Annotated in this window: 22 protein-coding genes; 11 read left to right on the top strand and 11 right to left on the bottom strand. The window is 62.7% G+C overall.

Going from position 1 to position 23,693, the window contains the following annotated elements; translation table 11 throughout:
- Positions 1-93: 93 nt before the first annotated feature.
- Positions 94-522, top strand: a complete 429-nt coding sequence (locus LPJGGPFB_RS00410; RefSeq protein WP_173418234.1) for a Fur family transcriptional regulator — start codon at positions 94-96, stop codon at positions 520-522.
- A 76-nt stretch (positions 523-598) separates the two neighbouring features.
- On the opposite strand, the gene LPJGGPFB_RS00405 is transcribed toward LPJGGPFB_RS00410, so the two are convergent.
- Together LPJGGPFB_RS00405 and LPJGGPFB_RS00400 are read right to left on the bottom strand one after the other, a co-directional pair.
- The gene (locus LPJGGPFB_RS00405; RefSeq protein ID WP_173420908.1) at positions 599-1,510 is read right to left on the bottom strand and encodes a DMT family transporter; all 912 of its coding nucleotides are present in this window, start codon (positions 1,508-1,510) and stop codon (positions 599-601) included.
- Positions 1,511-1,668: 158 nt separating this feature from the next.
- Positions 1,669-3,153 (bottom strand): nucleobase:cation symporter-2 family protein, encoded by a 1,485-nt coding sequence (locus LPJGGPFB_RS00400; RefSeq protein WP_173418233.1) that lies wholly within the window; start codon positions 3,151-3,153, stop codon positions 1,669-1,671.
- A gap of 205 nt (positions 3,154-3,358) precedes the next feature.
- Here LPJGGPFB_RS00400 and LPJGGPFB_RS00395 point away from each other — a divergent pair, with 205 nt between their 5' ends.
- Entirely contained in the window at positions 3,359-3,907 is a 549-nt protein-coding gene (locus LPJGGPFB_RS00395; protein WP_173418232.1) for a hypothetical protein, read from the top strand.
- Positions 3,908-3,920: 13 nt separating this feature from the next.
- Here LPJGGPFB_RS00395 and LPJGGPFB_RS00390 read toward each other — a convergent pair whose 3' ends face one another.
- Positions 3,921-4,832 (bottom strand): LysR family transcriptional regulator, encoded by a 912-nt coding sequence (locus LPJGGPFB_RS00390; protein WP_173418231.1) that lies wholly within the window; start codon positions 4,830-4,832, stop codon positions 3,921-3,923.
- 159 nt (positions 4,833-4,991) lie between these two features.
- Between LPJGGPFB_RS00390 and LPJGGPFB_RS00385 the strand changes: the two genes are divergently transcribed.
- Positions 4,992-5,348 (top strand): antibiotic biosynthesis monooxygenase, encoded by a 357-nt coding sequence (locus tag LPJGGPFB_RS00385; RefSeq protein WP_173418230.1) that lies wholly within the window; start codon positions 4,992-4,994, stop codon positions 5,346-5,348.
- Positions 5,349-5,498: 150 nt separating this feature from the next.
- Positions 5,499-6,665, top strand: a complete 1,167-nt coding sequence (locus tag LPJGGPFB_RS00380; protein WP_210264326.1) for an MFS transporter — start codon at positions 5,499-5,501, stop codon at positions 6,663-6,665.
- 104 nt (positions 6,666-6,769) lie between these two features.
- Here LPJGGPFB_RS00380 and LPJGGPFB_RS00375 read toward each other — a convergent pair whose 3' ends face one another.
- The 8 genes from LPJGGPFB_RS00375 to LPJGGPFB_RS00340 form a co-directional block, all read right to left on the bottom strand.
- Complete coding sequence (locus LPJGGPFB_RS00375; RefSeq protein ID WP_173418228.1) at positions 6,770-8,491, bottom strand: ABC transporter substrate-binding protein; 1,722 nt, start codon at positions 8,489-8,491, stop codon at positions 6,770-6,772.
- A 77-nt stretch (positions 8,492-8,568) separates the two neighbouring features.
- Positions 8,569-8,850 carry a DUF2160 domain-containing protein gene (locus LPJGGPFB_RS00370; RefSeq protein ID WP_112805408.1) on the bottom strand — a complete coding sequence of 94 codons (282 nt, stop codon included), beginning with the start codon at positions 8,848-8,850 and terminating at the stop codon, positions 8,569-8,571.
- Positions 8,851-8,862: 12 nt separating this feature from the next.
- On the bottom strand, positions 8,863-9,687 hold the full coding sequence (locus LPJGGPFB_RS00365) for a carbohydrate ABC transporter permease (protein ID WP_173418227.1): 825 nt from the start codon (positions 9,685-9,687) through the stop codon (positions 8,863-8,865).
- Between the two features lie 21 nt (positions 9,688-9,708).
- On the bottom strand, positions 9,709-10,575 hold the full coding sequence (locus LPJGGPFB_RS00360; RefSeq protein ID WP_065780770.1) for a carbohydrate ABC transporter permease: 867 nt from the start codon (positions 10,573-10,575) through the stop codon (positions 9,709-9,711).
- Positions 10,576-10,577: 2 nt separating this feature from the next.
- Positions 10,578-11,648, bottom strand: coding sequence for an ABC transporter ATP-binding protein (locus LPJGGPFB_RS00355; RefSeq protein ID WP_173418226.1), 1,071 nt, complete (start codon positions 11,646-11,648; stop codon positions 10,578-10,580).
- 22 nt (positions 11,649-11,670) lie between these two features.
- Positions 11,671-12,741: an ABC transporter ATP-binding protein gene (locus LPJGGPFB_RS00350; RefSeq protein ID WP_173418225.1), complete on the bottom strand. Its 1,071-nt coding sequence runs from the start codon at positions 12,739-12,741 to the stop codon at positions 11,671-11,673.
- Positions 12,742-12,793: 52 nt separating this feature from the next.
- Positions 12,794-14,311: a glycerol-3-phosphate dehydrogenase gene (gene glpD, locus LPJGGPFB_RS00345; protein ID WP_173418224.1), complete on the bottom strand. Its 1,518-nt coding sequence runs from the start codon at positions 14,309-14,311 to the stop codon at positions 12,794-12,796.
- A gap of 131 nt (positions 14,312-14,442) precedes the next feature.
- Entirely contained in the window at positions 14,443-15,207 is a 765-nt protein-coding gene (locus LPJGGPFB_RS00340; protein ID WP_173418223.1) for a DeoR/GlpR family DNA-binding transcription regulator, read from the bottom strand.
- Positions 15,208-15,380: 173 nt separating this feature from the next.
- On the opposite strand from LPJGGPFB_RS00340, the gene LPJGGPFB_RS00335 reads away from it, so the two are divergent.
- From LPJGGPFB_RS00335 to LPJGGPFB_RS00305, 7 genes are all read left to right on the top strand, one after another.
- Positions 15,381-16,148 carry an SDR family NAD(P)-dependent oxidoreductase gene (locus LPJGGPFB_RS00335; protein ID WP_173418222.1) on the top strand — a complete coding sequence of 256 codons (768 nt, stop codon included), beginning with the start codon at positions 15,381-15,383 and terminating at the stop codon, positions 16,146-16,148.
- A 256-nt stretch (positions 16,149-16,404) separates the two neighbouring features.
- A complete protein-coding gene (locus tag LPJGGPFB_RS00330; protein ID WP_173418221.1) occupies positions 16,405-17,301 on the top strand; it encodes a LysR family transcriptional regulator in 897 nt (298 codons plus the stop codon).
- A gap of 173 nt (positions 17,302-17,474) precedes the next feature.
- On the top strand, positions 17,475-17,954 hold the full coding sequence (locus tag LPJGGPFB_RS00325; protein WP_173418220.1) for a formate dehydrogenase subunit gamma: 480 nt from the start codon (positions 17,475-17,477) through the stop codon (positions 17,952-17,954).
- On the top strand, positions 17,951-19,507 hold the full coding sequence (locus LPJGGPFB_RS00320) for a formate dehydrogenase beta subunit (RefSeq protein ID WP_173418219.1): 1,557 nt from the start codon (positions 17,951-17,953) through the stop codon (positions 19,505-19,507). Before LPJGGPFB_RS00325 ends, LPJGGPFB_RS00320 begins: the two co-directional genes overlap by 4 nt.
- A gap of 11 nt (positions 19,508-19,518) precedes the next feature.
- Positions 19,519-22,398, top strand: a complete 2,880-nt coding sequence (gene fdhF, locus LPJGGPFB_RS00315) for a formate dehydrogenase subunit alpha (protein ID WP_173418218.1) — start codon at positions 19,519-19,521, stop codon at positions 22,396-22,398.
- Positions 22,399-22,403: 5 nt separating this feature from the next.
- A complete protein-coding gene (fdhD, locus tag LPJGGPFB_RS00310; RefSeq protein WP_234902747.1) occupies positions 22,404-23,258 on the top strand; it encodes a formate dehydrogenase accessory sulfurtransferase FdhD in 855 nt (284 codons plus the stop codon).
- Positions 23,248-23,478 (top strand): formate dehydrogenase subunit delta, encoded by a 231-nt coding sequence (locus tag LPJGGPFB_RS00305; protein ID WP_112805380.1) that lies wholly within the window; start codon positions 23,248-23,250, stop codon positions 23,476-23,478. Before fdhD ends, LPJGGPFB_RS00305 begins: the two co-directional genes overlap by 11 nt.
- Positions 23,479-23,693: the final 215 nt, after the last annotated feature.

Genomic DNA, 23,693 nt, shown 5'->3' with positions numbered 1-23,693 from the left:
GGAGTAGGGGAATGATTTGCATAAGTCAATGCAAATGAGAAGCATTCGCAACTGGCTATTTTCAAACTAACCGGGCTTGGCTAGTGTAGCGCCATGAAACAGAACAAGAATCGCGTTGAAGAGCTGGAAGGCGTGCTTCGGGACGGCGGCGTGCGCGTAACGCGGCAACGCGCGGCAATCCTGAAGATACTCGCGACAGCCGAAGACCACCCGGATGCGAGCGAATTGCACCGCCGCGCCAAGGAAATCGATGCGACCGTTTCGCTGTCGACCGTCTACCGGACGCTGTCGGCGCTGGAGCAACAGGGCGTCGTGCAGCGCCACGCCTTCGAAAGCGCAACCGCCCGTTTCGAGACGGCCGACGCGCCTCACCACGACCACCTGATCGACATCGACACCGGGGCCGTGATCGAGTTCCGCTCCGACAAGATCGAGCAGCTGCAGGCGGAGATCGCTGCCGAACTCGGTTACGATCTGGTTCGCCACAGGCTCGAGCTTTATTGCCGCAAGCGCAAGGACTGAGCGACATTGCTTCGTAACGTCGAAAAGGCGCAGCGGGCGATCGCTGCGTCTTTTCTGTTTTGCCGCTGATGTTGCCTTAGCTCCGCTCAATGATGACAGCGCTCGTCCGGCGCGCCGGGATGGTCATGGCGGCAACGCCGATGACGACACAGGCAAGGCCGATCCAGATTGTGTCCGACAGGCGTTCGCCGAGGAAGAGAACGCCGATGCCGACGCCAACGGGTACGCGCAGATAGGCCTGCGCCGTGGCGCCGACCGAGCCGAGCGTCTGGATCAGCCGGAAATAGATGGCGAAGGCCAGCGCCGTCGAAAATACGGAAAGGCAGACGAGCGCGATCACCGACGGGGCGGAAGGGGCGAGCGTCCACGGCTGGTCGATCACCAGGCTTGCCGGGATGAGAAGCACGGCGCCGGCAAGAAGCGAGCCCGCGGCAGGGACCATCGGGTCGAGGCCCCTGAAATTCTTTCCGAAGATAGCAGCCCCTGCATAACAGACGGTGGCAAAAACCACGGCAAACTGCGGCAGCAGCTGGTCGCCGATACCGCCGAAGGCTTCGACGCCGATGATCAGGCTGATGCCGGCCATGCCCGCGATCACGCCGATCAGCTTCCTCGGCGTTGCCGCCTCATGGCGGGTGATCAGCGCCGTCAGCAGGAAGGCAAAGATCGGGGTGGCGGCATTGAGGATCGAGGCGACGCCGGCATCGATCGTCTGTTCCGCCCAGGCAATGAGCGTGAAGGGGAAGACGCTGTTGAGGCAAGCCTGGAACAGGAAGCGTTTCCATGTGGCCGCGTCGCGCGGCAGCCTGACGCCGCGCATGCGCAGGACCACGAGCAGGATAGTGCCGGCGATCAGCGTACGGGCTGCGATCAGCGTCACCGGCGGGATGGTTTCGACGCCGATCTTGATGAAGGTGTAAGACGCACCCCACAGCGTTGCGAGCAAGGCGAGCAGCAGAAGCTCGAGGGTGAGATTGTTCTTGGCCATGATGGTCGGATCCTTCGGGGCGTTTTCGTTGCCTCGTTCTACCGTGTCGGCGCGGGCAGATGCTTCGCCCGTGATCGAAGTGTCGAGGTTATTCTGGCGCTGGAACGACAAAGCCCCGGCCTCCTTGCGAAGGCCGGGGCTGATGGTCTTGAGCCGGCTCAGTGGCTGTCGGCGAGTCTTGCCGCATTGATCGAGGCGGAGCGTTCGACGCGCAGGCCGTTGAAGAAGGCGTTGAGCACGACTGCCGAGATCGAGGCGAGCACGATGCCCGATTCGATGATCGGGTGGATCGCATGCGGCATCCACATCAGGAAGTTCGGTGCGATCAGCGGGATCAGGCCGAAGCCGACAGAGACGGCAACGACGAACAGGTTGTTGCGCGACGATTTGAAGTCGACGGTCGACAGGATGCGCACGCCGGTGGCGGCCACCATGCCGAACATGACAAGGCCGGCACCGCCGAGCACGAAGGTCGGCACCGCCTCGACCAAGGCACCCATCTTCGGGATCAACCCGAGCACGATCATGATCGCACCACCCATGACGCAGACATAGCGGCTCTTCACGCCGGTGACGCCGACAAGGCCGACATTCTGCGAGAAGCTGGTATAGGGGAAGGTGTTGAACAGGCCGCCGATCATTGTGCCGATGCCGTCGACGCGAAGGCCGGCGGTCAGCTGCTGTTGCGAGACTTCCCTGTTGGTGATCTCGCCGAGCGCCAGGAACATGCCTGTCGATTCGATCATCACAACGATCATCACCAGCGACATGGTGGCGATCAGCACCGGATCGAAGATCGGCATGCCGAAGCGCAAGGGCGTTACGACGGCAAACCAGCCGGCATCCGCCACCCGGTCGAAATGCATCATGCCGAGGCCGGCGGCAAAGACGCAGCCGATGACGATGCCGGTCAGGACCGCAATGTTGCTGATCAGCCCACGGCCGTAGCGCGCAACTACGAGGATGGAGATCAGCACGAAGGCGGCGAGCCCGACATGGCTCGGCTCGGCATAGATGGGGTTCGGGACGGTGGCGCCCAACACGACACCATCAGGAACGGCTGGGCCGCCGGTGCTGGCGAGTTTTTTCAGTTCGGCCAGCCATTCGGCGTGGGTCGGATCGACCAGCTTCGGTGCCGTCGGTCCGAAGGGGTTGCCGAAGATCCAGTTGACGCCGACGCGCATCAGGGTCACGCCGATGACAAGAATGATGGTGCCGGTGACAATGGGCGGGAAGAAGCGCAACAACCGCCCCATGATCGGGGCGAGCAGCAGCGCGACAAGGCCTGCGCCGATGATGGCCCCGAAGATCAGTCGTGCGCCTTCGTGGCCGGGCGTCATCGTCGCCATCGACACCATCGGCCCGACGGAGGCGAAGGTCACGCCCATCATCACGGGAAGGCGGATGCCGACGCTGCGGGTAATGCCGAGCGACTGAATGATGGTGACGAGGCCGCAGACGAAAAGATCGGCCGAAATCAGGAAGGCGACATCCTGAGGGCTGAGCTGCAAAGCCCGGCCGACGATCAGCGGAACCGCGACGGCGCCGCCATACATGACGAGAACATGCTGGATCCCAAGGGTCGCTAGCTTGCCGACAGGCAGCTTCTCGTCCACCGGGTGTATGCTCGATGTGTCGCTCATGGTTACTCCTCCCATCACGTCGACCAGTCCGCTCCCCCGTCCTCCAACAGGGGCCCCGTCTTTCAACAGGGGAAAGGCATCTTTGGTGCCGGGACAGAATGCCGCAAGGACAACCCAGGAGTAAACACTTTCGGGAATTCGGGGGAAATGGGCATCAACAATGGGAACTGCCGGACCGCAACACTGGCGGAAAACGGCGGAACAGATGCAACGTTACCGCAATGAAGCGCAGGCAATCTCGACCGGTATCAAGGCGAACGCTCGCCTCCGGGTTTCCATGGGATTGCAGCATATGAAATCTTCGTCGCCTGCTGGCACGTTTCACCGATTGGTCGGCGTCCTGATCGCCATTGTCGTGGTGTTGTGGCCGTTTGCCGCCAACGCCGAGACCGCGGATTTCCCTGGGCAGTGGCGGCAAATGGTGTCGAACGCCGGCACCTGTGACACCTGCTGGCTGGCGATCAAGCAGCACGGGCCGATCCTGAAAGTGTCTTCCAGCAGCGGCTGGTTCGCATTTGCCCATGCGGACCTGAAGACGCGCACCGGGACCGCGAACGGCATCGGCCGCTGGAGCGAGAAGGCCAGCGGCCATTATGGCGGCAAACCGTTCGACGTCCGCTTTGTTATCGTCGACAGGCAACTCTATCTGGACATGGTCGTGCTGATGGATGACGGCACGAAGCAGGCGATCCGGGCGATTTTCGACAAGGACCGGCCGGGCAAGACCGCACGCCGGGTGCTGGCGAAATCGTAGGCCCGGTTTCCTGTCAAAGCGGGCTCGACGAGCCGCCATTTGCCGGGAAGAGATTGGCGGCCATGAAGTCGACGAAGACGCGCAGTTTCGGCGCGAGATGCCGGCTCGAGGGCCAGAGGATACGGTAGGTGCCGCAACGGCGCAGCCGGTTTTCGAGAACCGGTACAAGTGTTCCCTCGCGCAACTGCCGCCCGACGGTGAAATCCGGAAGGCAGGCGATGCCGAGCCCTTCCTCGGCCATGTGGATCAGCGGTTCCAGCGCGTTGGAGACGGCTGTTATCGGCAGGTCGACAGTGAGTACAACGCCATCCTGCACCAGCGGCCAGGTCTCTAGCTTGCCTGTCGAGGGAAAGCGGTGATGTAGGCAATGATGATGTTCAAGGTCCGCAGGCGTCTCCGGCACGCCATGTTGCTCGAAATAGGCGGGTGAAGCGACCAGGTAGGGGTGGAACGTGCCGAGCTGGCGCATCATCAGACGGGAATCGCCGAGTTCGCCGCTGCGGATCACCGCATCAAAACCTTCCTCGATGACGTCGACCATGCGGTCGGAGAAATCGAGATCGATCTCGACCTCCGGATAGGCGCGCATGAAGGCGGCAAGCGTCGGCATCAGCAGCATGCCGGCCATTGGCAGGCTGACGCGCAGCTTGCCGCGCGGGGCTTCCTGGCTCTGTACCAACTCGGCTTCCGCCGCTTCGATCTCGCAAAAGATCCGCCGGCAGCGTTCGAGAAAAAGCGTGCCTTCCGGTGTCAGCGTGACGCTGCGGGTGCTGCGATGAAAGAGGCGAACGCTCAATCGCTCCTCCAGGCGGGCAATCGCCTTGCCAACGGCGGAGGGGGAAACGCCGAGCTGGGCTGCGGCCTCGGTAAAGCTGCGGGCGTCTGCCGCCTGCACGAATGCATTGAGTGCCCCAAGGCTGTCCATTTTTCGTCCTCGTCCGTTCTTCGGGATTGTAGATATTCTTGTCCGATATCTTCGGAGCTGTAGCGTATTTTTCCCTGATTGGAAGCTCGCCATAGTCCGCCTGGCCGACACAGCGCGTTCGCTGCGCAACAACAGCGTCGGCAAAAGAATGGAGAACACATGCAAGAGACACTTGTGGCCGGTTTCCGCGGAAACCCCGAACCCACCGTCTTCATCGTCAATGTCATCCACGCCCACGAGGGCAAGCAGGAAGAGGCGTTTGGCCTGATCCAGGACGTGGTCCACTATGTGGCCGAGCGCAAGGAAGGCTTTCTCTGGAGCAACCTCTCAAAGAGCACCGACGGCAAGACCGTGGTCAACATCGAGGCGATAGCCGGCGAAGGAAATGTCGAGGAGTTCTTCAGCGACCCGGTTTTCCTCGAGAAATTCAGGGCGCTGGATACGGTCTCGACCAGCGAGTTCCACACCTATCGCGTCGATGATCTGGTGCTGCCCAGGCGCGCAGCATCGGCATAGGCGAGATCGCCGCCGGCCCCAGTCGGTGGCGAACGCCTCGTGCGTCTTTCCCGCGCCCTTTGAGACCGACGGTCCCGTCGGCCATCCCGAGAGATAAACGTCATGCAATCCAACGACTGCGCGCTTTTACCTTCGCAGGAAACATTATCTATGCCTGCCGCCGGCGCCCGGCTGCCTCTTTCCGCGCTGCTGGCGCTCGCGACCGCTGGCTTCATCACCATCCTCACCGAGGCACTGCCGGCCGGGTTGCTCACGCAAATCGGCGGCGACCTCGGCGTCTCACAATCCCTCGTCGGGCAGATGGTGACGATCTATGCGATCGGTTCGCTCGTCGCCGCCATTCCGCTGGTGGCCCTGACGCGGACCTGGCGGCGGCGGCCGCTGTTGATCACCGCGATCTCCGGTTTTGCCGTGGTCAACACGGTGACTGCGCTTTCGCACGATTATGCCCTGACCATGGCGGCGCGCTTTTTCGCCGGTGTGTTTGCCGGGCTGCTGTGGGCGCTTGCCGCCGGCTATGCCATCCGCATGGTGGCGCCGCACCAGCAGGGGCGGGCGATTGCCATCGCCATGCTCGGCGCGCCGGTGGCGCTGTCGATCGGCATTCCAGCGGGGACGCTGCTCGGGGCCGCGGCGGGATGGCGCCTGACCTTCGGTCTTCTCAGCGTCGCGGCAATCCTGCTCGTCGGCTGGAGCCTGTGGGCACTGCCCGATTTTCCGGGCCAGCGCGGCGAACGCCGCCAGCCGCTGTCGTCCGTGTTCCGGCTGCCCGGGATCCGGCCGGTGCTGTTTGTGATGTTTGCCGTCGTTCTCGCTCACAATATTCTCTACACCTACATCGTACCGTTCCTGCAGCCGTCGGGCCTGGATGCGGAAGCCGACAGGGTGCTGCTTGTCTTCGGCGTCGCCTCGTTGGTCGTCATTCCGGTGATCGGGGCGCTGGTCGACAGGCATTTGCGCCGGCTGGTTCTGGCGAGCATGATCCTGTTTGCGGCAGCATCGCTAGTGCTCGCCTTCTGGTCCGATCTGTCGGTCGCGATTTACACCGGGGTTATCATCTGGGGGCTCGCTTTCGGCGGCGCAGCGACGCTGTTTCAGACCGCTTCGGCAAAGGCAGCCGGCGTGGAAGCGGATGCGGCGCAGTCGATGGTCGTCACGACCTGGAATGCGGCAATGGCAGGTGGCGGATTGGTTGGCGGTCTGCTGCTGGACAGTGTCGGTGCGGGTGTTTTTCCAGTTGCGTTGCTGGTTATCCTGCTTCCGGCCCTGGTGGTGGCGTGGCTCGGGCGGCAGGGATTTCCGAGCTACTCCCAGTGATCTGCTTTCAGGCAACGAAAAACCGGGGCCGTTGCCGACCCCGGTGCCGCATCTCCTGATCTTCGGCCGCCCGTTTTCAAGGGGCGGCCGTCGTCTTGGGGATGTTACTTCTGCCAGCTCTTGACCAGTTCGTCGTAGTTGACGGTCTGGGGCTTTTCCTTCTCGTTCTCGACCTTCAGCTGCGGAGCGAGGTTGCCCTTGGAAACGGCATCCTTGTTCCAGTATTCGAGGTCGTGTTCCTCGGCGAGCTTCGGACCGATATCGCCCTGGATGCCGGCGCGTTCCAGGCGCTGCATCACCTTTTCCTGCTCGGAGCACAGCGAGTCCATGGCTTCCTGGGCGGTTTTCGCGCCGGAGGAGGCATCGCCGATCGCCTGCCACCAAAGCTGTGCGAGCTTCGGATAGTCAGGAACGTTCGTGCCGGTCGGCGACCACTGCAGGCGGGCCGGCGAACGGTAGAACTCGATCAGACCTCCGAGCTTCGGCGCACGGTCGGTGAAGCTCTTGTGATCCAGCGTCGACTGGCGGATGAAGGTCAGGCCGACATGGCTCTTCTTCACGTCGACGGTCTTCGAGGTCACGAACTGCGCGTAGAGCCATGCGGCCTTGGCGCGATCGTCAGGGGTGGACTTCAGAAGCGTCCAGGAACCGGCGTCCTGGTAGCCGAGCTTCATGCCGTCCTTCCAGTAGACGCCGTGCGGGCTCGGAGCGAAGCGCCACTTCGGGGTGCCGTCCTCGTTGACGACGGGCAGGCCCGGCTTGACGAAGTCGGCCGTAAACGCCGTGTAGGTGAACATCTGCTGGGCGATTTCGCCCTGCGACGGCACCGGTCCGGATTCCGAGAAGGTCATGCCCTGGGCTGCAGCCGGTGCATAGGCCTTCATCCAGTCCAGATACTTCTGGATGGAGTAGACGGCGGCCGGGCCGTTGGTGTCGCCGCCGCGGGCAACGCATGAGCCGACAGGACGCGAATTCTCGTCGACCTTGATGCCCCACTCGTCGACCGGCTTGCCGTTCGGGATGCCCTTGTCGCCGTTGCCGGCCATCGACAGCCAGGCGTCGGTGAAGCGCCAGCCGAGCGACGGGTCCTTCTTGCCGTAGTCCATGTGACCATAGACTTTCTTGCCGTCGACTTCGCGGCCGGTGAAGAACTCGGCGATATCCTCATAGGCCGACCAGTTCACGGGAACGCCGAGGTCGTAGCCGTACTTCGCCTTGAAGTCCGCCTTGTTCTTCTCGTCGTTGAACCAGTCGTAGCGGAACCAGTAGAGGTTCGCGAACTGCTGGTCGGGCAGCTGGTAAAGCTTGCCATCAGGTGCTGTCGTGAAGGACTTGCCGATGAAGTCGTCGATGTCGAGGTTCGGGTTGGTGACGTCCTTGCCTTCGTTGGTCATCCAGTCCGTCAGGTTGCGGGCCTGCTGGTAGCGCCAATGGGTGCCGATGAGGTCGCTATCGTTGATGTAGGCGTCATAGACGTTTTCGCCCGACTGCATCTGCGTCTGGAGCTTTTCGACGACGTCGCCTTCGCCGATCAGGTCGTGAGTGATCTTGATGCCGGTGATGTCGGTGAAGGCTTTGGCCAGCGTCTTCGATTCGTATTCATGGGTGGTGATCGTTTCGGAAACGACCTTGATGTCCATGCCGGCAAAAGGCTTTGCCGCATCGACGAACCACTGCATTTCCGCTTCCTGGGCGGCGCGGTCGAGAGCGGACATGTCGCCGATCTCGCTGTCGAGGAACTTCTTTGCCTCGTCCATGCCGGCAAAGGCCGAGCCGGTGAAAGCCAGCAGCATGACTGCCGTCGTTGTCAAAAGGTGCCGTCGCATAATTTCCTCCCTTTGGGTTTTGCGATTGCGTCCATTGCAGTTTCGAGGGGCCCTTCCCGCCCCCCAGTCCGTTCACCTCACACGTAGCGGAAGACGCCGATGGCGTAGACCACCGAGAGGGCGAGAGCCCACCAGAGGTTCGGTCCGCCAAGGCCGAGCCACGCGAGGTGAATGAAGGCGCTGCCGAGCAGCGATACGAAAAGCCTGTCGCCGCGCGTCGTCTCGAAGCGCAGGATGCCGACGCGCGGGTTGCCGCCCGGCGAGACATATTCCCACACGGCCATGCCGACGAGCAGCAGCGCGATGGTGATGAAGAACAGCGCCGTCGGCAGCGTCCATGCCATCCATGAGAAATTCATGACGAAGCTCCTTTAGACGCGGCCCAGGGCAAAGCCCTTGGCGATGTAGTTGCGTACGAAGTAGATCACCAGCGCGCCGGGGATGATGGTGAGCACGCCGGCTGCCGCCAGCACGCCCCAGTCGAGACCGGAGGCCGAGACCGTGCGGGTCATGATCGCGGCGATCGGCTTGGCGGCGGTGGTCGTCAGCGTGCGGGCCAGCAGCAGTTCGACCCAGGAGAACATGAAGCAGAAGAAGGCCGCGACGCCGATGCCCGAGGCAATCAGCGGCGTGAAGATCTTCACGAAGAACCGCGGGAACGAGTAGCCGTCGATATAGGCGGTCTCGTCGATCTCCTTCGGCACACCGGACATGAAACCTTCCAGGATCCAGACCGCCAGCGGCACGTTGAACAGGCAGTGAGCCAGCGCGACCGCGATGTGGGTGTCGATCAGGCCGAAGGCCGAATAGAGCTGAAAAAACGGCAGCGCGAAAACGGCCGGCGGCGCCATACGGTTGGTCAGCAGCCAGAAGAACAGGTGCTTGTCGCCGAGGAAGCGGTAGCGCGAGAAGGCGTAGGCCGCCGGAAGCGCCACCGAAACCGAGATCACCGTGTTCATGACGACGTAGATGATCGAGTTGATATAGCCCTTGTACCAGGACGGGTCGGTGAAGATCACCATGTAGTTGCGCAGCGTCGGGTTCTGCGGCCACAGCGAAAACGTGCTGAGGATCTCGCTCGTTTCCTTGAAGCTCATGTTGACGAGCCAGTAGATCGGCAACAACAGGAAGACGATGTAGATCGTCGGAACCAGCCAGGACAGGCGTTGCGAAAGCGGTGCTTTGGTCGTGTTCATTGGTCTCTCCTCCCTCCCGGTTCAGCTCTGCGCGTCGCTCGTGGTCATCACGGTGTAGAAGATCCACGAGAGCAGCAGGATGATGAGGAAGTAGATGATCGATAGGGCTGCCGCCGGACCGAGGTCGAACTGGCCGATGGCCATTTTTACGAGGTCGATCGACAGGAAGGTGGTGGAGTTGCCCGGGCCGCCGCCGGTGACGACGAAGGGTTCGGTGTAGATCATGAATGAGTCCATGAAGCGCAGCAGGAAGGCGATCAGCAGCACGCGCTTCATCTTCGGCAGCTGGATGTAGCGGAACACGGACCAGCGCGACGCGCCATCGATCTTGGCGGCCTGATAGTAGGCGTCCGGGATCGAGACGAGACCGGCATAGCAGAGCAGCACCACAAGGCTCGTCCAGTGCCAGACGTCCATGACGATCAGCGTGACCCAGGCGTCGATCGGGTTCTGCACGTAGTTGTAGTTGATCCCCAGCGCTTCCAGCGTGTGGCCGAGCAGGCCGATGTCGACGCGTCCGAAGACCTGCCAGATGGTGCCGACGACGTTCCACGGGATCAGGAGCGGCAGCGCCATCAGGACGAGGCAGACCGGCACGCCCAGGCCCTTCTTCGGCATGTTGAGCGCGATGATGATGCCGAGCGGGATTTCGATCGCAAGGATGATCGCCGAAAAGATCAGGTTGCGGGTGAGCGCGTCCCAGAAGCGGTCGGAGGTCAGGACGTCGACATACCAGTCGGTCCCGGCCCAGAAGAACTCGTTGTTGCCGAAGGTGTCCTGAACCGAATAGTTGACCACGGTCATCAGCGGGATCACCGCCGAGAAGGCGACGAGCACCAGCACCGGCAGAACCATGAACCAGGCTTTGTTGTTCCAGGTCTTTTCCATGATCAGGCCTCCCCGCCGACGCGCCAGGAATCGGCGTAGATGTTGATGGCCTTCTGGTCGAAGGCGATGCGTGGATCGGCAGGGATCTCGCCATCCTCGTCGAGGATGATCGAGATCGGCTGGTCGGCAAAGCGGGCGCGCACGATCTTGTGACGGCCGATATCCTCGACCTTCGTGATCGCAACCGGCATGCCCTCGCGGCCGATCGACACGAACTCCGGGCGGATGCCGAGTTCGGTCTTGGCGCCGGACTTGATCTCGGGCCGGAAGTTGAGCGCAATGCTCTCGCCGCCGACCTGGGCGGTGCTGCCGTCGATTTTTGCCGGCAGAACGTTCATGCCCGGCGAACCGATGAAATAGCCGACGAACGTGTGGCGCGGCCGTTCGAACAGTTCGGCGGGCGTGCCGATCTGCACGATCTGGCCGTCATACATGACGACGACCTTGTCGGCGAAGGTGAGCGCTTCGGTCTGGTCATGGGTGACGTAGACCATGGTGAAGCCGAACTGCTTGTGCAGCCGCTTGATCTGCGAACGCAGCACCCATTTCATTTCCGGATCGATGACGGTCAGAGGCTCGTCGAACAGGATGGCGCTGACGTCGGAGCGCACGAGGCCGCGGCCAAGCGAGATCTTCTGCTTCTGGTCGGCCGTCAGGCCTTGCGCCTTCTTGCCCGCCCAGCCGCCAAGGCCGATCATCTCGATGATCTCCTTGACGCGGCGGTCGACCTCGGTCTCCGGCACATGCCGGTTGCGAAGCGGGAAGGCGAGATTGTCGTAGACGGTCATCGTGTCGTAGATCACCGGGAACTGGAACACCTGGGCGATGTTGCGGTCCTGGGTGGACAGATGCGTGACGTCCTTGCCGTCGAAGAGGATGCGTCCTTCCGACGGATTGATGAGGCCAGAGATGATGTTGAGCAGCGTGGTCTTGCCACAGCCGGACGGTCCGAGCAGCGCATAGGCGCCGCCGTCGTTCCACTCGTGGTGCACTTCCTTGAGCGCGTAGTCGTTTTCCGACTTCGGCTTGGCGCCATAGGCGTGGCGGATATGTTCGAGATCGATGCGTGCCATTGTCTTTCCTCCCAGCGCCCCCTCAGGCCGTCTTGCCGATCGCGCGCCCATCCGGCCCGAAGGCCATCAGGTGGCGGATGTCGACGAAAACCTCGAGGGTTGCGTCCGGTTCGATGTCGTGGATGCCCGGCGCCAGCATGACCCAGCGCGCACCGGAAAAGCCGACGTGGATGAAGCTTTCGGAGCCTGCGATTTCAGAGATTGCCGTCTTGACCGTCAGCGGTGTCGCGCCGTCGAAAGGACGGTCGAACGACAGGTGGTGCGGCTGGAAGGCGACCGTGCAGGGGCCGTCCGGCAGTGCCGAAAGGTGGACGGGAACAGACAGAACGTGCTTGCCGTCGAACGTGAAGATCGGGCCCGACTTGATGAGTTCGATCGTGTTCAGCGGCGGATCGGCGAAGGTTCGTGCCGTCACCAGGTCGACCGGGCGACGGAAGACGTCGATGGTCTTGCCGAACTGGGTGATGCGGCCCTGGCTAAGCGTAGCGGTATTGCCGCCGAGAAGCAGGGCTTCGGAAGGTTCGGTGGTCGCATAGACGAAGATCGCGCCCGATGCCGCGAAGAGCTTCGGCAGTTCCTCGCGCAATTCTTCGCGCAGCTTGTAGTCGAGGTTGGCGAGCGGTTCGTCGAGAAGCACGAGATCGGCGTTCTTGACGATGGCGCGCGCCAGCGCCGTGCGCTGCTGCTGGCCGCCGGACAGGCTGAGCGGCGTGCGATCGAGATAGGGCGTGAGCTTCAGCAGTTCGGCGGCCTTGCGCACCTCGCGGTCGATCGTGGCGGCGTCCGAACCCCTGATGCGCATCGGCGAGGCGACGTTGTCGTAGACGGTCATCGACGGGTAGTTGATGAACTGCTGGTAGACCATGGCCACGGAACGTTTCTGGACCGGCAGGCCGGTGACGTCGGTGCCGTCGAAGATCAGCGAACCGGAGGCAGGCTTGTCAAGGCCGGCCATCAGCCGCATCAGCGACGTCTTGCCGGAAAGGGTTGGGCCGAGCAGCACATTGAGCGTCCCCCTCTGCAGCACAAGATCGGTCGGGTAGATATGCGTCTCCCCACCCACGACCTTGGATATCTTCTTCATTTCAAGCATTGAATTCTCCGGTGTTCCACCCAGCCATCGGCATTCCAGTATGCGGGGATCCTCAGGCGGCGGCGTTCGCCGCGCCCCGCATGTATTCCTCCAGTGCTGCCGCCTCGCCGGGCGTCAGCTTCAATCCCAGTTTGGTGCGCCGCCACAACACGTCCTCGGCGTGCCGGGCCCACTCCTCCTTGATCAGCCACTTCACTTCCGCCTCGTAGAGGTCGGCGCCGAAATGGCGGCCAAGGCCAGCCTCGTTCGATGCCGATCCGAGCAGCGCTGCGGCGCGCGTGCCGTAGAGGCGGACCAGCCGGCGCACATGGCCTGCGGCAAGGAAGGGATATTTCTTGTGAAGCTTGGCGACCTCGTCAGCATAGCCCGTGGCCGGGAAATCCCCGCCCGGCAGGTTCGAGCCAGCCGTCCACTTGGCGCCCTTGACGCCAATGGCCTCGCCGATCTTTTCGAGCGCGGATTCGCTCAGGCGACGATAGGTCGTCAGCTTGCCGCCGAAGACATTGAGCAGCGGTGCCGTCGTCCTGTCGCCCTCGACCCGAAGAACATAATCGCGGGTCGCCTCCTGCGCCTTGCTGGCGCCATCGTCAAACAGCGGGCGGACGGCGGAATAGGTCCAGACGATGTCGTCCTTCTCCACCGGCTCGAGGAAATACTCGCTCGCTGCCTTGCAGAGGTAGTCGACCTCCGCATCGCTGATGCGCACGTCTGCCGGGTTGTCGGTGTAGTCGCGATCGGTGGTCCCGATCAGCGTGAAATCGTCCTCGTAGGGAATGGCGAACATGATCCGGCCATCCGGATTCTGGAAGAAGTAAGCACGAGGATCGTTGAACTTCTTGCGCACGACGATGTGGCTGCCCTGGACCAGGCGCACGTTGTGAACATCATTCTTGCCGAGCGCACTTGCGAGCACCGCATCGACCCACGGGCCTGCCGCATTGACCAGCATGCGCGCCCGCGTCTGCCGGCGCTCGCCAGTCATGGTATCTTCGGTTTCGATCGTCCATGTGCCGTTGTCGCGTTTTGCCGAGATCACCCGGGTGCGCGCCATGATCCTGGCGCCGCGGTTGGCCGCGTCGCGGGCGTTGAGCACAACCAGACGGGCGTCGTTGACCCAGCCGTCGGAATATTCGAATGCCTTGGTGAACAGCCGCTTCAACGGCTTTCCGGCCGGGTCGCGCGTCATGTCGAGCGTTGCTGTCGCCGGCAGCAGCTTGCGGCCGCCGATATGATCGTAAAGGAACAGGCCGAGGCGGATGAGCCAGGCCGGGCGCGGGCCACCCTTGTGGTAGGGCAGAACGAAGCGCATCGGCCAGATCACGTGTGGCGCCATCGCCCAGAGCACTTCGCGCTCCATCAGCGCTTCGCGCACCAGGCGAAATTCGTAATGTTCGAGATAGCGCAGGCCGCCATGGATGAGTTTGGTCGAGCCGGACGACGTGCCGGAGGCAAAGTCGTTCATCTCGGCAAGGGCAACCGAATATCCCCGACCGACCGCATCACGCGCGATGCCGCATCCGTTGATGCCGCCGCCGATAACGAAGACGTCGAAGATTGCCTGCTCTGCCACTGCTTTTCCCCTCCCACATTTCGCAATGCACAAATTGGTGCAATCGCGAAAGTGAAATCAGTTAAAGCGAAAATATATCGAATGTCAAACGAATGTTGGGCGAATCTCAGGATCGTCTAAAAAAGCGCTTTTCAGGCCTCGGTTTCGATCAGGCGAACGTCCTGTTCGGCGCAGATTTTGCGCACGTTATCAACGAGACAGCGATCGGTGATGAAGGTCTGGACCTGGGAGATATGACCGATGCGAACGGGGGCCGTTCTTTCGAATTTGGTCGAGTCGGAAACGAGGATGACGTGGCGGGCATTGGCGATGATCGCCTGGGCGACTTTCACTTCGCGAAAATCGAAATCGAGCAGTGCGCCGTCATGGTCGATGGCCGAGGCGCCGATGACGGCGAAGTCCACCTTGAACTGCTTGATGAAGTCGACCGCCGCCTCGCCGACAATGCCGCCGTCGGAGCCGCGAACCACCCCGCCGGTGATGACCACCTCGATCGACGGGAAGACGCGCAAGTGGTTGGCGACGTTGATGTTGTTGGTGATGACCATCAATTCCTTGTGGTCTAGCAGCGCCTCGCCCACGGCCTCCGTCGTCGTGCCGATATTGATGAACAGCGAGGCGTTGTCGGGGATGAGGGCAGCGGCAGCCCTGCCGATCGCCTGCTTCTCCGGTGCGGCGATCTGGCGGCGGGCATCGTATTTGACGTTTTCCTTGCCGCTCGGGAAGATCGCGCCGCCGTGAATCCGGTTGAGGATCTTGGCGTCGCAGAGGTCGTTGAGGTCCTTGCGAATGGTCTGCGGCGTCACCGAAAAGCGCTGCGCCAGCTCCTCGACCAGCACGCGTCCTTCGTTCTTCGCCAGTTCCAGGATTTCCGCCTGCCGCCCTGTCAGATACATTCCGAAACCTCCCCGTTTTCGTTTTTTTTCATAATATGCAAAAACGAAAGCTGTGCAATTTCAGAAATCGTCGTTTGTCGCGATTCTGCTTTCGTCGGCGGCATGTGAATTGCGCGCGTTGCAATCACCCCGGCGATAGGCGACTTTGGCAATGACGGGAAGAGGGAAAAGACATGTTTCATCCGGCCTTGTTCAAAGGCATGACTGTGGTGGTGACCGGCGGTGGACGCGGCATCGGACTTGAAGTGGCGCGCCAGTTTCTCGATTGCGGCGCGCATGTGTTCGTCCATGCCGGGCGGACGATTGGCGATCTTCCGGATTTCCTGGAGACGGCTGCGACCGAGGGGCGGGCGCATGTGGCGGCAGCCGATTTCCTGGCAGAGGGTGGCGTCGAGGCACTGGCGGACGCGGTCCGCAGCCGCTTCGACAGCGTCGACATCCTCGTCAACAATGCCGGCACCATGGTTGGCCGCTTTCCGGCAGCCGAGCTGACCGACGAGCAGTATCGCACTGTCGTCCAGCTCAACCAGACCTCCGTGGTCGAGATGACGCGGGCGCTGTTGCCGCTGTTGCGCAAGGGCACCCATCCGGCAATCGTCAACACCGTGTCGATTTCGGCGCTGACCGGCGGCAGTGCCGGCTCGTCGATCTATTCGGCGACCAAGGCCTTCGTGTCCACCTACTCCAAGGCGCTGGCGCGCGAACTGGCGCCCGAGGGCATCAGGGTCAACTGCGTCTCGCCCGGCACCATCACCACCGAGTTTCACGAGCGCTACTCGTCGCCGGAAAAGCTGGAGGCGACGCGCAAGACGATCCCGATCGGCAGGCTTGGCACGGCCGAGGACTGCGCGCCGGCCTATCTCTTCCTCGCCTCCCATGCGCTGTCCGGCTACATCACCGGCCAGGTGCTGGAGGTCAATGGCGGCCAGCTCATCACGTGAGTACAGCAGGTGTAGATGGCCGTGGCGGTCAAGCCCCTCATCCGCCTGCCGGCACCTTCTCCCTGCGAGCGGGGCGAAGGGACATGCGGCGCGCTCCGCTGTCTTCTGAACTTCTGCGGAGCGTAAGATCTTGCGGCGGCCCTGACATTCTTTCGCCGGCATCACCCTTCGGCAGGGATCGGGGCAGGTCCCCTCGCCCCGCGTGCGGGGAGAGGGTTAGGGTGAGGGGTAAAGCCAAGGACTCCGAAGGTTCGGGATGATCGACAAGCTGGAAATGTTTCTGGTGCTGGCCCGCGAAAAACACTTCGGCCGGGCAGCGCTTGAATGCGGGGTGACGCAGCCGACGCTATCGGCGGCAATTCGCCAGCTCGAAGGCCAGCTCGGTGTCATGCTCGTCAGTCGCGGCTCGCGCTTTCAGGGGCTGACGCCGGAAGGGCAACGGGTGCTCGAATGGGCGCGCCGCATCGTCGGCGATGCCCGCACCATGCGCGAGGAGATGCGCACGGCGCGCAAAGGCCTTTCCGGGCATATCCGGCTGGCGGCGATCCCGACGACGCTGGCCATGGTGCCGATGATCACCGCGCCGTTCCAGGAGAAGCATCCCGACGTGACTTTCTCGGTGCTGTCGACCACGTCGTTGCAGATCCTGGCGCTGCTCGAAAACCTAGAGATCGATGCCGGTCTCACTTATCTGGAGAACGAACCGCTCGGGCGCGTCACCAGCGTCCCGCTGCAGATCGAGCGCTACCACCTGGTAACGGCTGCGGGAACGCCGCTTTCCGATCGCGAAAGCGTGACGTGGAAGGAGGTTAGCGCCATTCGGCTTTGTCTATTGACCGCCGATATGCAGAACCGGCGCATCGTCAACCAGCATTTCTCCGAGGCTGGCGTCGTTGCCGCTCCGACGCTCGAATCGAATTCGATGATCGTGCTTTTCTCCCATGTGCGCACCGGTCGTTGGGCCAGCATCATGCCCTTCAACGTCGCGAAATCATTTGGTTTTCACGAAGACATTAAGATGATTCCGATCATCGAGCCGGATGCCCACCACACCGTTGGCCTGGTTGCGACGCATCGTGAACCATTCACGCCGCTGGTGTCGGCGCTTTTGCACGAAGCGCGCATTCTCGGCGAGAGAAATCAGGCTCAATAGATTTTTTCTATCAACCAACGGAACAGCCTTATTGACCCTTCCGCCCAGAAGCGCGAAGCTTTTCGTTCATGGGAATGGACGTGGAGGAAGCGGCCTTCCCGGGCGATGCCAATTCGAGCTGGGCGTGGTCCGCAAAAGGGCCGCTACAGCCGCGAGCCGGGAGGGCTCCCTGAGTGAATATTCACCAGCCGCGTGGAGATGTATCCGGGCGCACGCTTGCGATCGTCGAGGAACTGAAGGGGCTCGAAGGGCCGCTGCTGCCGATCTTTCACGAGATCCAGCACGAATTCGGTTACGTGCCGCAGGACTGTCTGCCCGTCATCGCGCGTGAACTCAACCTGTCGCGCGCCGAGGTCTACGGCGTCTTCTCCTTCTATCATGACTTTCGCGAGCATCCGGCCGGCCGCCATGTGCTGAAGCTCTGTCGTGCCGAGGCGTGCCAGTCGATGGGTGGCGATGAACTGGCCGAGCGCGCCAAGCGCCTGCTCGGCATCGACTTCCACGAAACGACACCCGACGGCGCGGTGACACTGGAGCCGGTCTACTGTCTCGGGCTCTGTTCCTGCGCACCCTCCGCGATGTTCGACGGAGAGGTGCATGCCCGGGTCGATGCCGACGATCTCGACGCCCTCGTTTCGGAGGCGCGCCGATGACCACGAAGATCTACATTCCCCGCGATGCCGCGGCCCTGGCGCTCGGCGCCGACAAGGTGGCGAAGGCGATTGAAGACCTGATCGCCGCACGCGGCCTCGATGTCACCATTGTGCGCAACGGCTCACGCGGCCTGCACTGGCTGGAGCCGCTGGTCGAGGTGGAAACCCCGGAAGGTCGCGTTGCCTATGGGCCGGTCAAGGCGCGCGATGTCGCGTCTCTCATCGATGCCGGCCTTGTTGATGGCGGCAACCATGCGCTCTGTCTCGGGAAGACCGAGGAGATCCCATTCCTGAAGCAGCAGACGCGGCTGACCTTCGCGCGCTGCGGCGTCATCGACCCGCTGTCGCTCGACGATTACCGCGCGCATGGCGGTCTTCGCGGACTGGAGAACGCCATCTCCATGGAGCCGATGGCTATCGTCACGCAGGTGACGGAGAGCGGTCTTCGCGGCCGCGGCGGCGCCGGTTTCCCGACCGGCATCAAATGGAAGACGGTTCTGGAAGCAGCGGGCGAGCGGAAGTACATCGTCTGTAACGCCGATGAGGGCGACAGCGGTACCTTTGCCGACCGGATGATCATGGAGGGCGATCCCTTCGTGTTGATCGAGGGCATGGCGGTGGCAGGCCTTGCGACCGGCGCGACCAAGGGCTTCATCTATACGCGTTCTGAGTATCCGCATGCGATCGCCACCATGGCGCAAGCGATCGAGATCGCGCGCCGAGCCGGCGTGCTCGGGCAATCGGTGCTCGGCTCGGGACGTGCCTTCGACATGGAAGTGCGCACCGGCGCCGGCGCCTATGTCTGCGGCGAGGAAACAGCGTTGCTCAACAGCCTCGAGGGCAAGCGCGGCATCGTGCGCGCGAAGCCGCCGCTCCCCGCCCACAAGGGCCTGTTCGACTGTCCGACCGTCATCAACAACGTGATCTCGCTCGCTTCCGTTCCTGTCATCATGGACAAAGGGGCCTCCTTCTACCGAGACTTCGGCATGGGCCGCTCGCGCGGGACGATCCCGATCCAGATCGCCGGCAACGTCAAGCACTCGGGCCTGTTCGAAACTGCCTTTGGCCTCGCGCTCGGCGAGATCATCGATCATATCGCTGGCGGAACGGCAACTGGCCGGCCGGTCAAGGCGGTGCAGGTTGGCGGTCCGCTCGGAGCCTATTTTCCGCGTGCGCTGTTCGACACGCCGTTCGACTATGAAGCCTTTGCCGCCCGGGACGGCTTGATCGGCCATGCCGGCATCGTTGTCTTCGACGATACCGCCGACATGCTGAAGCAGGCACGTTTCGCCATGGAGTTCTGCGCGATCGAAAGCTGCGGCAAATGCACGCCCTGTCGCATCGGCTCGACCCGTGGCGTCGAAGTGGCCGACAAGATCGCCGCAGGCATCGAGCCGGAGAAGAACCGCGAACTGCTCGCCGATCTCTGCAATACCATGAAGTTCGGTTCGCTCTGCGCGCTCGGCGGGTTCACGCCCTATCCCGTCGTCAGCGCGATGACGCATTTTCCGGATGATTTCAAACCGGCTCCGCTTGTCGAAGCGGCGGAGTGAGGAGGAAGACCATGTCTCTCATTCATGAAATCGACTATGGCACGCCTGCCTCCCGCTCCGAAACCATGGTGACGCTGACCATCGACGGGCGCGAAGTGACCGTTCCCGAGGGCACATCGATCATGCGCGCGGCGATGGATGCGGGCATCGAGGTGCCGAAGCTCTGTGCCTCCGACATGATGGACGCCTTCGGCTCCTGCCGGCTCTGTCTCGTCGAGATCAAGGGGCGGGGCGGTATGCCCGCCTCCTGCACCACGCCGGTGGCGCCGGGGCTCGAAGTGTCGACCCAGACGCCGCGCCTGAAGGACGTTCGCCGCGGGGTGATGGAGCTCTATATCTCCGACCATCCGCTCGACTGTCTGACCTGTGCGGCCAATGGCGATTGCGAGCTGCAGGACATGGCCGGAGCCGTGGGCCTGCGCGATGTGCGGTACGGCTATGAGGGTGAGAACCACGTCAAGGCGCGCAACAATGGCGACATCAACGCCAAATGGCTGCCGAAGGACGAGTCCAATCCATACTTCACCTACGACCCGGCGAAGTGCATCGTCTGCTCGCGCTGCGTGCGTGCCTGCGAGGAAGTGCAGGGCACCTTCGCGCTGACGATCGGCGGCCGTGGTTTCGACAGCCGCGTTTCCGCCGGCATGGCCGAAGACTTCATGTCGTCTGAATGCGTGTCCTGCGGCGCCTGCGTCCAGGCCTGCCCGACGGCGACGCTCACCGAAAAATCCGTGATCGAGATCGGTCAGCCGGAGCATTCCGTCGTCACCACCTGCGCCTATTGCGGTGTCGGCTGCTCCTTTAAGGCGGAAATGCGCGGCGAAGAACTGGTGCGCATGGTGCCGTGGAAGGATGGGCAGGCGAACCGCGGCCATTCCTGCGTCAAGGGTCGGTTTGCCTATGGTTATTCGACCCATAAGGACCGCATCCTCAACCCGATGATCCGCGAGAAGATCTCTGATCCCTGGCGCGAAGTGACCTGGGAGGAGGCCTATGCGCATGTGGCCGCCGAATTCCGGCGGATCCAGTACCAGTATGGCCGTGATTCCGTCGGCGGCATCACCTCGTCGCGCTGCACCAACGAAGAAACCTATCTGGTCCAGAAGCTGGTGCGCGCCGGCTTCGGCAACAACAATGTCGACACCTGCGCCCGTGTCTGCCACTCGCCGACCGGCTACGGTCTCGGCCAGGCCTTCGGCACGTCCGCCGGCACGCAGAATTTCGATTCGGTCGAGTTCACCGACGTCGCCGTCATCATCGGCGCCAACCCGACCGATGGCCATCCGGTCTTCGGCTCGCGTCTGAAGAAGCGGCTGCGCGAAGGCGCCAAGCTGATCGTCATCGATCCGCGCCGCACAGACATCGTGCGTTCACCGCATGTGGAAGCGTCCTATCACCTGCCGTTGAAGCCGGGCACCAATGTCGCGATCCTGACCTCGATCGCGCATGTGATCGTCACCGAAGGGCTCGCCAACGAGGCCTTCATCCGCGAGCGTTGCGACTGGTCTGAATACGAGGACTGGGCGAGTTTCGTTGCCGAGCCCTATCACAGCCCGGAGGCGACCGAAGCCTATACCGGCGTTCCCGCCGATCTCGTTCGCGGTGCCGCACGGCTCTTTGCCACCGGCGGCAACGGCGCGATCTATTACGGCCTCGGGGTTACCGAGCACAGCCAGGGCTCGACCACGGTCATGGCGATTGCCAACCTTGCCATGGTCACCGGCAATATCGGCCGGCCTGGTGTCGGCGTGAACCCGCTGCGCGGCCAGAACAACGTCCAGGGCTCCTGCGACATGGGCTCGTTCCCGCACGAACTTCCGGGTTACCGCCATGTCTCCGACGATGCGACGCGCGAGACCTTCGAAAAACTCTGGGGTGTCGAGATATCCAGCGAGCCGGGCTTGCGCATACCGAACATGCTCGATGCCGCCGTCGACGGCACCTTCAAGGGCATCTACATCCAGGGCGAGGACATCCTGCAGTCGGATCCCGACACCAAGCACGTGGCCGCCGGCCTTGCGGCGATGGAGTGCGTCGTGGTGCACGACCTCTTCCTCAACGAGACGGCCAACTATGCCCACGTGTTCCTTCCGGGCTCGACCTTCCTGGAAAAGGACGGCACCTTCACCAATGCCGAACGCCGCATCAACCGCGTGCGCAAGGTGATGACGCCGAAGAACGGCTATGCCGACTGGGAAGTCACCCAGAAGTTGGCGCAGGCCATGGGGATGAACTGGAACTATCGCCATCCTTCCGAAATCATGGACGAGATCGCCGCGACGACACCGAGCTTCGCGCTCGTTTCCTACGACTATCTGGAGAAGATGGGCTCCGTGCAGTGGCCCTGCAACGAGAAGCATCCCGAGGGCTCGCCGATCATGCATGTCGACGGCTTCGTGCGCGGCAAGGGCAAGTTCATCCGTACCGAATATGTCGCGACCGACGAGCGAACCGGCCCGCGTTTCCCGCTGTTGCTCACCACCGGCCGCATTCTCAGCCAGTACAATGTCGGCGCCCAGACGCGGCGCACCGACAACGTCGTCTGGCATGCGGAGGACCGGCTGGAAATCCACCCGCATGACGCCGAACAGCGCGGCATCCGCGATGGCGACTGGATCAGGCTCGCCAGCCGCGCCGGCGAGACGACGCTTCGCTCTCTGATCACCGATCGGGTGGCGCCGGGTGTCGTCTACACCACCTTCCACCATCCGACGACGCAGGCAAACGTCATCACCACCGACTTCTCCGACTGGGCGACCAATTGCCCTGAGTACAAGGTGACGGCGGTTCAGGTGATGCCGTCTAACGGACCATCGGACTGGCAGCAGGATTACGATGAGCAGGCGCGGCAATCGCGTCGGATTGCCGGCAAGCTGGAGGCTGCGGAGTAGTCGCGATGCCCGGGCCATCCATGCCGAAATTCCAGGTGTCGAAGACCGTGCCGGAGACCGCCCTGCGCGCAGGAATCTTGAGGGACGGCGCTCGTGCTGTCCCGGAAGAGACGCCTGTCGCATTCACCTTCGGGGGCTCGACCCACGCGGTGATGATGGCGACGCCAGGCGATCTCGAGGATTTCGCCGTCGGCTTCAGCCTGACCGAGAGCATCATCGCTGAGCCCGGCCAGATCGAAGCGGTCGAGGCGATCGCCGACGAAGTGGCGGGCAATCTCGGCATCGATCTGCAGATCACGCTGAAGGACGAGCAGAACGACATGCTGCGCCTGCGCCGCCGCCATATGGCGGGGCCTGTCGGCTGCGGCCTCTGTGGCATCGAATCGATCGAGCAGGCGGTGCGGCCGACACCGGATGTTTCTGCGTCACCTCTTCGTCTGTCGGAGGAAGACGTGGTCAAGGCGGTCGCGCTTTTAAACGGCCAGCAGCCGCTGCATTTCGAAACCCGCGCCGTGCACGGTGCCGCGTTCTACGTGCCGGGCAGGGGATTGATCGCGGTGCGAGAGGACGTCGGCCGCCACAACGCGCTGGACAAGCTTGTCGGAGCGGCGGCCCGTGCCGGGTTCCGCGGAAGTGACGGCGCCGTCGTCGTCACCAGCCGCGTTTCCGTCGAGATGGTGCAGAAGACAGCTGTTGTCGGCAGCCCCGTCATTATCGCCATCTCGGCGCCGACAGCACTAGCGATCCGCACGGCAGAAGCCGCGGGCATGACGCTGATCGCCCTTGTGCGCGGCGACGAATTCGAGATCTTCACCCATGCCGAACGCATCAAGTCCGGAGCCATCGCCGATGTCGCATGACACCAATGCCAAGCTGATCTACATGGCGAACCAGATCGCCACCTTCTTCAAGAGCCAGCCGCAGGACGAAGCCGCCCAGGGCGTTGCGACGCATATCAACAAATATTGGGAGCCGCGCATGCGGCGGCAGCTGTTCCAGCATATCGATGGCGGTGGCGAGGGCCTGAGCCCGCTGGTGCTCGAAGCCGCTTCGAAGATCAAGCGCCCGCAGGCGGCTTGAGGCCTGCGTCGATCGACGCGGCGGCCCGCGAAGGGGCGGTGGCGTTTTGTTGTCCTGGTCAAACCGAAGCCCGGTCTGAAACCGTCCGCTTTGCCCGTTCGCATCTGGTGGGGATGTTGCTGCCAAGCACGATCGCTAGGCGGTATAATCAGATCTTTTCGGAAAATATGCGGGAAGGCGGCGACCGGTCGCCGCCTTCCCCTATTCCTGAGCGC

The organism is Ensifer adhaerens, assembly GCF_013283195.1.
GTDB lineage: Bacteria > Pseudomonadota > Alphaproteobacteria > Rhizobiales > Rhizobiaceae > Ensifer > Ensifer adhaerens_G.
This window is presented reverse-complemented; position numbering and strand designations above follow the sequence as displayed.